At 59.1% G+C, this 13,721-nt stretch carries 12 protein-coding genes; 7 read left to right on the top strand and 5 right to left on the bottom strand.

All coding sequences use genetic code 11. The annotated features are described in order from the left end of the window. Positions 1–65 precede the first annotated feature (65 nt). The 4 genes from K6301_RS17325 to K6301_RS17310 all read right to left on the bottom strand — a co-directional run bounded on the left by K6301_RS17325 (position 66) and on the right by K6301_RS17310 (position 4,142). A complete protein-coding gene (locus K6301_RS17325; RefSeq protein ID WP_343298970.1) occupies positions 66–365 on the bottom strand; it encodes a helix-turn-helix domain-containing protein in 300 nt (99 codons plus the stop codon). Further along, positions 362–1,726 (bottom strand): type II toxin-antitoxin system HipA family toxin, encoded by a 1,365-nt coding sequence (locus K6301_RS17320; protein ID WP_247221772.1) that lies wholly within the window; start codon positions 1,724–1,726, stop codon positions 362–364. Before K6301_RS17320 ends, K6301_RS17325 begins: the two co-directional genes overlap by 4 nt. A 478-nt stretch (positions 1,727–2,204) precedes the next feature. Then, complete coding sequence (locus tag K6301_RS17315) at positions 2,205–3,419, bottom strand: NADP-dependent isocitrate dehydrogenase (protein ID WP_247221771.1); 1,215 nt, start codon at positions 3,417–3,419, stop codon at positions 2,205–2,207. Positions 3,420–3,467: 48 nt separating this feature from the next. Continuing rightward, positions 3,468–4,142 carry a FadR/GntR family transcriptional regulator gene (locus K6301_RS17310; protein ID WP_247221770.1) on the bottom strand — a complete coding sequence of 225 codons (675 nt, stop codon included), beginning with the start codon at positions 4,140–4,142 and terminating at the stop codon, positions 3,468–3,470. Positions 4,143–4,388: 246 nt separating this feature from the next. Here K6301_RS17310 and K6301_RS17305 point away from each other — a divergent pair, with 246 nt between their 5' ends. Genes K6301_RS17305 through K6301_RS17285 form a run of 5 tightly spaced genes read left to right on the top strand, consistent with a single transcriptional unit; the run spans position 4,389 to position 8,500 of the window. Then, positions 4,389–5,378 (top strand): ABC transporter substrate-binding protein, encoded by a 990-nt coding sequence (locus K6301_RS17305; protein ID WP_247221769.1) that lies wholly within the window; start codon positions 4,389–4,391, stop codon positions 5,376–5,378. Then, a complete protein-coding gene (locus tag K6301_RS17300) occupies positions 5,378–6,220 on the top strand; it encodes an ABC transporter permease (protein ID WP_247221768.1) in 843 nt (280 codons plus the stop codon). Before K6301_RS17305 ends, K6301_RS17300 begins: the two co-directional genes overlap by 1 nt. Position 6,221: 1 nt before the next feature. After that, positions 6,222–7,028, top strand: a complete 807-nt coding sequence (locus K6301_RS17295; protein WP_247221767.1) for an ABC transporter ATP-binding protein — start codon at positions 6,222–6,224, stop codon at positions 7,026–7,028. A gap of 6 nt (positions 7,029–7,034) precedes the next feature. Next, on the top strand, positions 7,035–7,787 hold the full coding sequence (locus K6301_RS17290) for an ABC transporter permease (protein WP_247221765.1): 753 nt from the start codon (positions 7,035–7,037) through the stop codon (positions 7,785–7,787). Then, positions 7,787–8,500, top strand: a complete 714-nt coding sequence (locus K6301_RS17285; RefSeq protein ID WP_247221764.1) for a fumarylacetoacetate hydrolase family protein — start codon at positions 7,787–7,789, stop codon at positions 8,498–8,500. The genes K6301_RS17290 and K6301_RS17285 overlap by 1 nt, the downstream gene beginning before the upstream one ends. Positions 8,501–8,580: 80 nt before the next feature. Here the strand turns inward: K6301_RS17285 and K6301_RS17280 are convergent, their stop codons facing one another. Continuing rightward, positions 8,581–9,318, bottom strand: a complete 738-nt coding sequence (locus tag K6301_RS17280) for a response regulator transcription factor (RefSeq protein WP_247221763.1) — start codon at positions 9,316–9,318, stop codon at positions 8,581–8,583. Between K6301_RS17280 and K6301_RS17275 the strand changes: the two genes are divergently transcribed. Both K6301_RS17275 and K6301_RS17270 read left to right on the top strand, forming a co-directional pair. Beyond that, complete coding sequence (locus K6301_RS17275) at positions 9,290–11,458, top strand: sensor histidine kinase (protein ID WP_247221762.1); 2,169 nt, start codon at positions 9,290–9,292, stop codon at positions 11,456–11,458. The two genes, K6301_RS17280 and K6301_RS17275, sit on opposite strands and share 29 nt — an antisense overlap. Positions 11,459–11,625: 167 nt before the next feature. After that, positions 11,626–13,713 carry an autotransporter domain-containing protein gene (locus K6301_RS17270; protein ID WP_247221761.1) on the top strand — a complete coding sequence of 696 codons (2,088 nt, stop codon included), beginning with the start codon at positions 11,626–11,628 and terminating at the stop codon, positions 13,711–13,713. The last annotated feature ends 8 nt before the right edge of the window (positions 13,714–13,721 follow it).

Below are 13,721 nucleotides of genomic sequence, written 5' to 3'. Positions count from 1 at the left end.
GCATGATGCAGTTGGATGAGCTTCTCCAAAAAAAAGTCGGACCGGTTTGGTAAGCGCGGTGTCATTCAAGGCTTTGGCCCTTGTGGAGGCGGATCACTTCCATCCTTCGGGACGAATCCCAAAGAAAATCCGAATAGTTTTCCGATCTTATGTAGCGTATCGATCGTGGGGTTTCCCTTGCCGGTCTCTATCTCGGCAACTTGTCTTTTGGTTATCCCCGTGAGTTCAGCGAACTTCTCCTGCGTCAGTCCGAGTGACTTCCGGATATCGAGGACCGCATCAGGTAAGCGTAGTTCGGCCGACGACGCGCGCTCCCTTAGCCGCTGACGCAGGACCCGTATTTCCTCTCTGGTAAGCTGCCTCATTTTAGGCATGGAGGATTCCTCGTAGCCACGAGTTCATGTCTGCGTTTTAGGGCTTCAAGAACCCCCTCGCAGACAGGTATCAGGTTTACTGCTGCCCGCTTCGAGACATCGTCGCGGATGCCAAAATCGTTGAGATCACCCAACGCAAGTATACGTTCCGCAAAATCAGTAATTTCGTCCAGCAACCCTAATGCATCGGTAGAGCTGTCGGGAAATACAGCTCGACAAATCTCGAACCAATCTGGCGCGGTATCCCGATGTGTTTCCCGCATTGCCGCCCAACGGGTTGATCTGGCAATCCCCTCGACAGCAAGGCGCATTGGCGCGAAGTCGAACAATGGCGCAAGACGTACTTCACCACTTGGTCCCTTCGAGAGAGCGGTATTGCGGCCGTGGTTGTCAGGGTTGCCGAATGCCCTGTTGGCGATGTCCCTTTTCACGTACTCGACAATGTCCGTGAATGCGTCGTCGGAATTGCCACGGAGAACATCGATGTAGTCTTCGTGGCTTGCCAAGTGCCCGACGTCCGCCACGCCGAGTGCCGATACCATGCTTTCCTGACCAAAGCGCAGTAGTCGTCCGTTTTCCACCTGTCGATCAAACCGGGGGATGACAAGGACACCCTCCGCGTACACCGAAGGTTCGTAGACATGGAGACCAAGTTCCTGGGCAAGCCTTGAATAGCCTGCCTCGCCTTCCAGAATCAGTCGGTCCTGTTCTTCGCGGCTTCTGAGCAGTTTTACAATAACATGCCGCACAGCTTCGACGTCGCTGACGAACGCGTCTGGATAGTAACGGCCATCGGTGGCCAAGGTCATCGATGCCTTAGGCCACTCTCCTTGAAGACCGCTCGATCCCGACGCGATCATCCCGAACCTGTCAACGACTTCAACGAAAAGCTCCGACCTCTCAAGGATGTCCCGTTCAGTTACGCCGACGCGGCGCACCGCAGCGAGCCGCTGCTCCTCGGCCTCGGCCGCCTCTTTGATACGGATGTTGCCAATCGGATTACCACCCGCTCGCAGAAGCAACGGGAGATCGGACTCCCTGGCATCGACACCTATACGCATGTGGTCCGCAAGCTTTCTCCGTGCATGACCTTGCGGCATCAGGTCCAACATGAATGGCGGCCACGTTTGGCGGTAATATCCTTCCAAGCTGACTGGATAATTTACCGAAAGAGCTCTTGCGTCTCGGACTGATCCTTCTTCATGAAAGTCGACCGCTGCCTTTTCTATGAAGTAGTCGAGTTCATATTCGACATCTGAGGGCCCTTGATACCCCAACCTATCGTCCATAATCCGCCCGACGGCGGACACGTGCCACTCACCTTGCCAATAGGTTTCGAACGTTAATTGCATATAGGGACCCCTTTAGGGGTTATATACTCCCAGAATAAGCGTCAAACAACCCCTATAAGGATCTTTTGGGATTATGTCCGCATTGGCCTCTTGGTTACACCTAAGTGACAACCCTGCGAACGCAGTTTACGAGAAGCTACAATAAGCGAGATCGAGAAGTGCATTACGCGATCATCGTGTCAATGATGACGACACGGACTTCCCCTTACACAGCTCGCAGGCTCCCGCCCGGAATAGCCCTAGAATGTCAGCTTATAGGGACCGCGCCGATGGCCTCATCTTCCCTTCTTTGATCTCCGTCAACACGTGACCATCGCGGTCATTGGAGCCGGGATACGGCGGAGGTAGGAGTGCCGCCATGTGCGCTCAAACTGTGCCATTGCATGATGTTCCCGTTCGGTAGGGTCGTTTTTCGCCTTCTCCTTGGGGACGCACCTGCTCCCATCTGGGATTGAACGAACGCCCTGTGTCGGCCGCTTCAGGCCGCCATGTCCTTGCGGAGGTTCTCGTCGATCTTGTCGAGGAAGCCGGTGGTGGAGAGCCAGGGCTGGTCGGGACCGATGAGGAGCGCGAGATCCTTGGTCATGAAGCCGGATTCGACGGTCTCGACGCAGACCTTTTCCAGCGTTTCGGAGAACTTCGCCAGTTCCGCATTGCCGTCCAGCTTGGCGCGGTGGGCAAGGCCACGCGTCCAGGCGAAGATCGAGGCGATCGAGTTGGTCGAGGTTTCCTCGCCCTTCTGGTGCTGGCGGTAGTGACGGGTCACCGTGCCGTGCGCGGCTTCGGCTTCCACCGTCTTGCCATCGGGCGTCATCAGGACGGAGGTCATCAGGCCGAGCGAGCCGAAGCCCTGCGCCACAATGTCGGACTGCACGTCGCCGTCGTAGTTCTTGCACGCCCAGACGTAACCGCCGGACCACTTCAGCGCCGAAGCGACCATGTCGTCGATCAGGCGGTGCTCGTACCAGATCTTGGCTTCCTTGAACTTCTCGGCGAATTCGGCGTCGAAGACCTGCTGGAAGATATCCTTGAAGCGGCCGTCATAGACCTTGAGGATGGTGTTCTTGGTCGACAGATAGACCGGGACCTTGCGCTGCAGGCCGTAGTTGAACGACGCGCGGGCGAATTCGGTGATCGAATCGTCAAGGTTGTACATGCCCATGGCGACACCGGCCGACGGTGCATCGAACACGTCGTATTCGATTTCCTTACCGTCTTCGCCGACGAACTTCATCGTCAGCTTGCCCTTGCCCGGGAATTTGAAGTCCGTGGCGCGGTACTGGTCGCCGAAGGCGTGGCGGCCGACGATGATCGGCTTGGTCCAGCCGGGAACGAGACGCGGGACATTCTTGGCGATGATCGGCTCGCGGAAGATGACGCCGCCGAGGATGTTGCGGATCGTGCCGTTCGGCGACTTCCACATCTTCTTCAGCTTGAATTCCTCGACGCGGGCCTCGTCCGGCGTGATGGTGGCGCACTTGACGCCGACGCCGTGCTTCTTGATGGCGTTTGCGGCATCGATCGTCACCTGGTCGTCGGTGGCGTCGCGGTTTTCCATGCCGAGATCGTAGTATTCAAGGTCGATGTCCAGGTAGGGATGGATCAGCTTGTCCTTGATGAACTGCCAGATGATACGCGTCATCTCGTCGCCATCGAGTTCGACGACGGGATTGGCGACCTTGATTTTCGTCATACGTCTACTCCCCCGACGGCATTATGCCGACTTTTCTTTGTACCGATATCAGCGGACGTCCCGCATATGTCCCTCTACGCTGCGCAGGTGGCGGCGCATGGCGTCAGCCGCAGCACTTCCGTCCCGGTTGGCGATCGCGTCAACGATGCGGGCGTGCTCCTCGAACGAGTGGTGGTCCGGCGGCGGGCGGACGGGCGTGTCGCGCAGCCGCCCCCACGTGACGGCACGACGCACCGCGTTCAGCGTGTCGAGCAAGCCAAGCAGCAGCGAATTCTGCGAGGCTTCGCCGATCAGCCGGTGCAGGCGATTGTCCCATTGCTCGTAGAGCCGCCACGTCGGCGCCTGCTGCGCCTTGAGCATGGCGCTCCGCAATTCCGCAATCTGGCTCGGCGTCGCGTTGAGCGCTGCACACCGCGCAACCTCCGGCTCGAAGGCAATGCGCGCTCCCATGACCTCCAGCGGATTGGTCCGGTGCACCATGGCGTTAATGTCGGCGACCGTGTCGATCGGCCGCTCACCGGTAAACGTCCCCTTCCCCACATGCCGCCACACCACACCCTCCGCCTGCAAGGTCGCCAGCGCCTTGCGCAGCGCACTGCGACCGACGTCAAGTAACTCAGCAAGATCGCGCTCCGGCGGCAACCGCCCCCCGTCAGGGAGTTGCGCCGTCGCGAGGAAGTCCCGGAGGCGGGAAAGCACGGCCGTGTCGGTGTTTTCAATCATTGCGCTGCCCGAACCAATTCTGCATTGGTTCGCTTATATGGGATCGATTGGGCAGTGTCAACGCTTCAAGGGTGCTTAGTAAAGCGGATATATTTTTCAATTATATCAGTTATTTATATATGATAACGTTGAAGTCCGCACGTGCGTTTCGGCGCTGCAGCACGTTTAGTAGATTGACACAATGCCGGATTAATGGAGAATTGGTTACATATTGGGTGGAGGAAAACCCAGTTTGGGAGGATAACAATGAACATGTTTGCCAGACGAATGAGGGCGTCGGCCGTTGCGGCCGCGCTCTGCCTTTCAGCCATGGTGCCCGGTGTTGCATTCGCCGATCCCATGCGGATCGCCTTTGGCGATATCGCGACGGTGGAATCGCTTCATCTCCTAGCCGCGATTGAGCGCGCCAAGGAAAAAGGCGTCGAGATCGACGTAACTTATCTCAAGAGCGAGGACATCGCCGCCCAGGCGGTCGTCAGCGGCCAGGCCGATATCGGCATCGGTGGCCCCTACGCATTGCTTCAGAAGGTGAAGGCGCCGATCCGCATCTTCCTGCAGCTCTCGAAGCTCCAGTTCTACCCCGTCGTCAACACGGCGTTCTACAAGGAGTGGAAGGACCTCGACGGACAGGAAGTCGCCGTGCATTCGCGTGGCTCCGGCACTGAAGCGATCATGCGCCTGATGGCCGACAAGAACGGCATCGCCTATTCCAACATCTCCTACGTTCCCGGCGCGGAAGTGCGCACCGGCGCGCTCCTGCAGGGCAATGTCAAGGCGACGATCGTCGACAGCTCCGGCAAGCGCGTGCTGGAGAAGGAGGCGCCCGGCAAGTTCGCGTTCCTGCCACTCGGAGAGGTAAGCGCGACGGACGAAGCGCTCTTTGCCAATACGGACTATCTTTCGAAGAACGAGAAGGACGTGGAAATTCTCGTTGAAGCGATCCTCACCACCTGGCGCGAGGTCGCGGCGGACCCGAAGGCGGCGATCGCGTTCCGCGACAAGTACAAGCTCCTGCCGGACGCGACACCGGACATGATCGCCGATATCGAACCCTACTTCACCGAGGCTGCGGCGACGCTGCCGCTCAACGGTGGCGGCGAGGACGCGGCAAAGGACGACTTCGAGTTCTATACCGTCTCGGGCGCGCTGGAAGGCAAGGCAACGGATCTCAAGGTCGAGGACTTCTGGGACCTCGACGCGCTCAACGCCGTTCTCGCAAAAATCGGAACCAAGTGATGCACATGGCCGCTACACCGCAAAAGGTCGGCGCGACGGGAGGGGCCACGGATGGCTCCTCCACCCTCACCGACATGATCGCCGACTTCGCCACACGCCGGAAATCCTTCTGGGTGCTGGTGTCGCTCGCGACCCTTTTTACCGTCTGGGAAATCGCCGGTCGCGTGCCGATCAGCTTCGCCTTCCCGACCTTCCTCGAAACCGTCTCCGCCCTTCTCGAGATGGCGTTCGACGGCACGCTGCTGCCCGCCTATGCCATCACGTTCCAGCCGCTCGTCATCGGCGTTGCCGTTTCCGCCGTGCTAGGCATCGGCCTCGGCATCGTGATGGGGCTTTCGGACAAGGCGGAATGGCTTCTGGCGCCGGTCTTCATCGTGCTCCAGGCAGCCCCCATGGCGGCATTGGTGCCGCTTGTCACCTTCATCTATGGCATCGGCCTCGTTGCCAAGACGCTCGCCGTCATCATGCTGGCCCTGCCGGTCATCGTGCTCAATTCCTACAAGGCGGTCCGGCACGTGAACCCGTCGCTCGTTGACATGTGCCGCTCCTTCCAGGGCAGCCGGCTGCAGCAGATCTTTAAGATCATCATTCCGGATGCGACGCCCGTTCTCTTTGCGGGGCTTCGTCTCGGCATCGCCGCCGGTTTCATCGGCGTCATGCTGGCCGAACTGCTGATCACGCCGACCGGCATCGGCGATCTCATTACCTATCACCGTTCGATTGCCAACTACGCGCACATGTACGCGGCTGTCGCCTCCATCATCGCCGTTTCGACGCTGACGCTCGCCGGGCTGCAATATGTCGAGGTGCGCTTCCTGCGGCCCGAAAAGAGGAGAAAGTGACATGGCCACATCCATAAGTGCCCGCGTGGCCAATCCTGCAGCTATCACGACATCCGATGCCATCGTCGAGGTGCGTGACATCGGCAAGCGCTACGGCGATATCGAGGCGCTGCGCGGCATCAACCTCGAATTCGAGCGTGGCAAGCTGACGACGCTGCTCGGCCCCTCCGGCTGCGGCAAGACGACGTTGCTGAAGATCATTGCTGGACTCGTGCCTGCCACGTCCGGCGAGATCCGGGTCAATGGCAAGGTGGTGACCGGCCCTGGACCTGAACGCGCGTTCGTCTTCCAGGATTTTGCCCTGATGCCCTGGGCCACCGTGCTGCGCAATGTGGCTTTCGGCCTCGAATTGAAGGGTATCGGCCTGGCGGAGCGCAACCGAACGGCCCGACACTATATCGCCGAGGTCGGACTGTCCGGCTTCGAGGAGAAATACCCACACGAACTTTCCGGCGGCATGCGCCAGCGCGTCGGCATCGCCCGCGCCTTCGCGGTCAATGCGGATGTGCTGCTTCTCGATGAACCCTTCTCGGCGGTAGACGAGCAGAACCGACGCAAGTTCCAGGAAGACCTGCTGATGCTGGTGGAGAAGGAGCGCAAGACCTTTCTCTTCGTCACCCACTCCATCGAGGAGGCCGTCTATGTCTCCGATCGCATCGTGCTGCTCTCCCCGCGCCCCGGCCGGGTCTCTCAGATCATCGAACCTTCGATCGACCGCTCCGCCGCTCCGGATGTCATCCGCCGCGACAAGGGCTATCTCGACGTGGTGGAGGAGATCTGGCAGGGCCTGCGGCAATATGCGGAGTGACGCGCCATGAAACTCTTCGGCATCAAAATCCCCATGATGACGGCCCTCCTTGTCTGGGCGCTCGTCTGGGAAATCGTCGGCAGGATGGACGTTATCTTTCTCGTTCCGCCGATGAGCGCAATCGTTTCTGCCGGCTTCGACCTTATCGCTACGAATTCCTGGCAGAGCGCGACCCTCGTTACACTGCGTTCGTTCGTCACGGGCATGGCCATGGCAATCGGGATCGGCGTGCCGCTCGGCATCGCCATGGGCCGATTCAAGATCGTCGACAACATCTTCGGCCTCTGGGTGAACATGTTCGTCAGCGCACCACTATCAGCCCTCGTCCCGGTGCTGATGATCCTGTTCGGTCTGGGCGAAACGACTGTCGTGGTCACCGTCTTCCTCTTCGCCGTCTGGATCATCGTGCTCGACGCGCGCGCCGGCGTCATGCAGGTCCCGACATCTCTGATCGAGATGGGCCGAAGCTACGGCGCGTCGCGGCTGACGATCTTCACAAAGATCATCCTCTTCTCCGCCTTGCCGGAGATCCTCGCCGGCATCCGCATCGGCCTGATCCGCGGCGTCAAAGGGGTCGTGATCGGGCAGATCCTCGTCTCGATCATCGGATATGGCGAACTCTTCGAGCTCTATTCCCGCTCCTTCGACATGGAACGGTTCTGGGCTCTGACAATCCTCCTCTTCGCGGCAGCCATGCTACTGTCCGCGGCCGTGGAACATTTTGAAAAACGTATCGAATATTACGCAGGAGCGCGATAATGAACGACATGACCTCCATCAACCAGACAACCTATGTCATCGAACCGGCCGCCATCCCCACCCTTGCCGTGGCCGGTACCAAGGCGCTCTTTCCGGTGCACCGCATCTATTGCGTCGGGCGCAACTTCGCCGATCATGCCATCGAAATGGGCCATGACCCAAACAAGGAGCCGCCCTTCTTCTTCCAGAAGAATCCCGACACGATCGTTCCGGCGGGCACTGATTTCCCCTATCCGGGCGAGTCCAACGACGTCCATCACGAAGTCGAGCTCGTCGTGGCGCTCAAGGACGGCGGCGACAATATTCCACTCGATAAGGCGCTCGACTGCGTTTACGGTTATGCCGTCGGCCTCGACATGACGCGACGCGACCTGCAGGCAGAGGCGAAGAAGGCCGGCAGGCCGTGGGAAACTGGCAAGGCCTTCGAGGCGTCCGCCCCATGCGGCCCGCTGCATCCGGTCTCGGAAGTCGGCCATCCGACCGAAGGCGCGATCTGGGCAAAAGTCAACGGGACAGTCCGCCAAACAGGCGATCTCAACCAGATGATCTGGAAGGTGCCGGAAATGATCTCTTACCTCTCGCGCCTCTTCACGCTGAAGCCGGGTGACCTGATCTTCGCGGGTACGCCCGCCGGCGTCGGCGCGATCGTCAGGGGCGATGAGATGGTCGCCCATGTGGACGGCGTCGACGAGGTGATCTTCAAGGTTGTCTGACCCCAACGGTGGCGCGCTTCGGCGCGCCGCCTCCCCGACCGCATGCCTCGCTGCGGGAGAAGGTGCTGTTGCGATCTATCCTACTTGATGGTCGACAGCTTGGCAGAAAATCGGAAGCCTAGAGAGTGAACCGCGTGGACGGGAAGCTCCATGTCGAGCGCCCTCGCCTTTTGCCGTAACCGGCGGAGCACAGCATCGACGCGACGGCTTTCACTGTCGATGTCACGGTAGCCGAGTGCCAATGTCAGCTCTTCGCGCGAGACCGTTTCCCCGCCCGCCTTGGAAAGCTGCTCGACGAATGCTGCCTCCCTCCCCGAAAGCTTGATCGACAAACCTGTTGGAGCAATAAGGCGTTGACCGGTGCGATCAAACGTCCATTTGGCATGGGTCGTCGGACGGGGCTCTGCATCGTTCTCGGCTCGACGAAGACGTCGCGCAAGATTTCTGATGGCGAGAACGAGTTCAGTCCCGTCGACCGGTTTGGTAAAATAGAGGTCGGCGCCATCCTGGTAGCCCTGAAGACGATCGGCGAGCCCGCTTCTCGCCGTGATGATGATCAGGCCGATGCCGGTGCCTCGCAGTTCCCTGGCGACATCGAAGCCACTGCCGTCGGGCAAGCCAAGGTCAATCAGCGCGACATCAAAGTCTCCAACCACGATCGCCTTGCGAAACGCCGAGACAGATGCGACATCGACCACCGAGATAGAGTTCAAGCTGAGAAAGTCAGCCAGACTTTTTCGTAAAACCTGATCATCCTCCAGGAAGATGGTCCTGATTGGCTTATCCGTCATGCTGTTGAATCTGGCTATCATGCTCATGCTATCAATCGGTCTCAAAACAAGGGCGCTGCGCCCCCTCACTACGGCTCCCTGGAATTGCCGGAGATGGCGCTACGTCTCGCAACTCATCATATCGACCCTTATAGGGTTCGGCCTTTTCGTTCTTCTCGCACTGCCGTCGATTGCCGACGAGGGCAAGACCGCCTCGATCAGGGCGCTGCAGATTCCCAATGAGTTCCGGGGCAACCTGTCCCTTGAAGGCTATGTCGATGCAAGCACGCGCGAAGCTTACGATATCAGTTTCGAGGAGATGTTTCATCATCAGGAGGAGAAGTTTCACCCGATCAGTGGGCACGGACTCAATCTCGGATTTGTAAAGGCCTCGGGATGGCTACGATTTGCGATTGAGCGCAGCCCAAACGCCGTCGAACAACGGGAACAGGCAATCCTTTTGTCCCTGCTGCCGAACATGACAAACTTCATCGATGTGTTCGTGGCCGTCGACAAACCAGGACTGACGCCGAAGGATTTCATGAAATTCGAGATGGGTGCTTATGCACCTCTTCTCAAATCGAGCTTCAATGGCCTGGACAACGTCCTCAGACTGCAACTACCCGCACGCGGGAAACTCGTCGTCTATATCCGCGCGGCAAATATCGATTCCAGCCTCAATCTTTCCGCAACCATTTACGCGCCGGAGGGCTACGGCAAGCGGATCCTGAATGCGAACCTCGTCGTCGGCCTCTGGATCGGGGGCATGCTGATCCTGATCGCTGTGCAGCTGGTCTTCTTCTTTCTCGACCGCAGATCGCTTTACGGCCTGCTCGCGCTCCACATCGCATTTACAGCCTTGGCATACTTTGGCGGCCTCGGCCTTTCGAGATTGCTGCTCTTTCCGTCGGGAGGAGCGGGCAACGACCTCTTCGTCGGCTCGTCCAACTGGCTCGGTCTCGCGACCGGCACCTTGTGCATCGCCAAAATCCTCGAGCTCCGGGAGCGATATCCAAGGCTAGCGCGCCTTTATCAGCTTGGTGCGGTCGCCGGTCTCGTCGGGGTTGCCCTTGTCCTCACGGGACATAACCGCTGGTTCACGCCGGTTTCAGGACCTTTGATCCTCTTCGTCACCACAACGGCACTAGGCGTGACGATGATCGATTTTTGGCGCCTGCGCCACGCCGAGGCCGCACTGAAGCTTGCTGCCTTCGCTTTGCTCTGGGCGGGTATCCTCCTCACGAACAGCCAGCGCTACGGCGTGCTGCCGCTGCCAAACTGGGTCTCGAAGTCCTACGGGGCGACGAGCATGATTTATTTCATTCTGATTACGGGCTCGCTGGCCATTCGCCTTCGCATGGCCGAAGAGACGAGCAGGCAGGCCGATAGAAAAGCGATAGAAGCCGCGTCTGCCGCCGAAGCCCTGGCCAAGCGACGTGTTGCCGAGCGAACATTGGAACTGGAAGAGGCGAAGCGCACGGCAGAAGCGGCACTCCAAGCGGAACTGGAGGCGCAGAAAATGCAAGTTCGGTTCATGGATGTCATCTCGCACCAGTATCGAACACCGCTCGCGGTGGTGCGGTCGAACCTCGAGAGTGTGCGGTTCACCTTGCCGCAGGATGATGCCGCCAATCGTGAACGCCTGGACAGAGCCCAGCAGGCCATCCGTCGCCTTGTTGAAGTGATCGAAATAAATCGTGCCCGCAGCATCCTCCAAGGGAGTTCATTTGAACCCACCGTGGCGCGATTGCCACTGGGCACCGTCATCGACCACGCTGAGGCGCGCATCAAGGATCTTTTCCCTACAGCTCTCATCGATCGCCATGATGGCGACTTGCTCGACACCGAAATTTCGGCCGATTGCGAGATGTTGTCGCTGGCACTCGTCAATCTGCTTGAGAACAGTATTAAATTTTCACCGGCCGACACTCCCCGGGTCACGATCTCGCTCACCGCTGATCAAGGTCTCGTCGTCATCGAAATCCGTGATTATGGAATCGGCATCCCGAAGGATGAGCTGGATCACGTCGTGACACTCGGAGGGCGAGGATCGAATGCATCGCATCTGGAGGGAACCGGGACCGGCCTCTCGCTGGTGGCGCGAATCGTTGCTGCGCATCATGGCCGATTCGAGATTTCCAATGCCCTGGACGGCGGCACGATCGCACGAATTTGTCTTCCTGTGTGACGACTTGCTAATGCAGGCCTGCGATTGACAGCGACTGATGCAGAGACAGCACGCTGTTCGTTCCAACCCGTTCCAATCCGTTTCAATTGCGTCCTATCCCGGCATGGAACGCCCGCCTAATTTTCGGTCTGAACAAGAACTGAAAATCCAGGCGGGTGTTTTCAAGCATGCTTTCCTCTTCGAAATGTCGTAACCTTCTTTCAAGTTCGGCCCTTGCCGTACTTGCCTTTGCAGCAGCGTCGCAGGCGAATGCTGCGTCTTCAGGCCTGGTCGGCCTGAGCGGCGATGGGCTCATTCTGCTGGAGCGGGTCTATGATCAGAACTCATCCTCCAGCGCATACTATGCCCTGACGAACACGCTGACGGGTGTCCAGACCCGCTTGGACGCGCAGTCTTGGCTGCATGCCAACGCTCTCAGCAACGACGGGAAAACTGTCATCGGAGTTCGTTCCACTGGCAACTGGGATACGGCATTTGTCTGGACCGGCGGTGTATTTACCGACATCAATGTGGCTGGCGCGCGATCATCCTTCGGCATAGCCATCAACGCAAACGGCACTGCCGCAACTGGGAATGCCGATTTCTTTAATTCAACGGAAGCGTTCTATTGGACCAAAGCGAATGGCGCACGATTAATCGATGGTCTTGGGGGAGCACGAACGTATTCGCAAGGCATTAGCGGTGATGGATCGACCGTGATCGGCAACTCGGAGCGCGTGGCCGGAGTCAACTCTCACGCATTCGTCTGGACCGCGAATGGCGGCACTGTCGACATCGACACCATCTTCGACTCTTCCACCGCAAATCTCGTAAGCTATAACGGCTCGGCCGTAGCGGGTACCGGGAACACGGGAAATAGTACATCGCTGTTCTACTGGACGTCAGCCGGGATGATCGACGCGGGAAATCTCGGGGGCGGTGGCTACCTGTCCGCCGCAGCGATGAGCCGGGACGGTGGCGTGGTCACGGGTTATGGCAATGACGCCACCGGCCATTCCCAAGCATTCAAGTACACGGCCGGGGATACTGGACTCACAAACCTCGGCACACTTGGTGGATCAGAGTCCATGGCGTACGACATCAATGCAGATGGAACCGTCATCGTTGGACAATCGAGAGATGGGTCCAACACGACCCGCGGCTTCCGTTATACGGACGCCACAGGTATGCAGACCGTCGAGCAATGGCTCGCCGCAAACGGTGGAACAGTCGGAGACCTCAAGACCGCGACCGCGGAACTCGTTTCCGACGATGGCAATGTGATTGTCGGGAGCACCAGCGATTACACGACTTACATTGCCAGGGTCGAAGGCGAACAGGTCGGTATCATCGATACGGCAAAGTTCCTTCCAACGGTGGCAGCTGTGGGTGATGTCGTCGTCCAGAACGGTATCTCCCACGCCGATACGGTCATGTTCGGCGCGCAAGGCGCTCCGATGCGCAACCTGCTGTCGGCTGGCCAGGTATCGGCCTGGGGCACTGTAGACGGCGGCTACGACAATACTGAGAGCGCCGATGGCGGTCTGGGGCTTGGCGAGTTTGGCCTGGGCTATGGACTCGGTGGCTCCGCCACGGCCCGTCTCTCGCTCGGCGGCGTCTATAACAAGCAGGATCTTGATGCCGGCGGCGACATCAAGCAGCGTGGCTTCTACGTCTCGCCGGAAGTGTCGGTGGACGTCGGAAGCAATGTCTTCGTCACTGTCGGCGGATATTGGGGAAGAAGCAGCATCGACACGCATCGCGGATACGCTAACGGCGCAACCCTGGACTTTTCCGATGGCGACACCGATGCGACGACCTGGGGTGCGAAAATCCGCGCCGACTGGCTTGATGCTGTAACCATCAATAACACAGCAATCACGCCGTATACGGCTCTTTCCTACACCAGCACCAAGGTCGATGCCTACACGGAAGAAGGCGGTGCATTCCCGGTCAGCTATGGCGCAGCCAAGGATCATGCGACCATCGCGCGCCTCGGCGTCGATTTCGTGCACCCGCTGACGGGCACCGTCAGGCTGCTGGCCAAGGCAGAGGCCGACTATCAGTTCGGCGGTCGCGCCGCGGGAACGCAGGCCACTGTCGCCGGTATCGATTTCGATCTTAACGGCGCCGACAGAAAGAACTTCTGGGTTCGCGGCGGCATCGGCGCTGAATTCGACGTCGGCGGCGGAACCGCCTCCATCATGGTCAACGGGACCACGAAGGGTGCGGATCCGGATATCTGGGTTCGCAGCAACTTCACGGTGAAGTTCTGAGTTCACCC

The organism is Shinella oryzae, from assembly GCF_023038235.1.
Classification (GTDB): Bacteria; Pseudomonadota; Alphaproteobacteria; order Rhizobiales; family Rhizobiaceae; genus Shinella; species Shinella sumterensis.
This window is presented reverse-complemented; position numbering and strand designations above follow the sequence as displayed.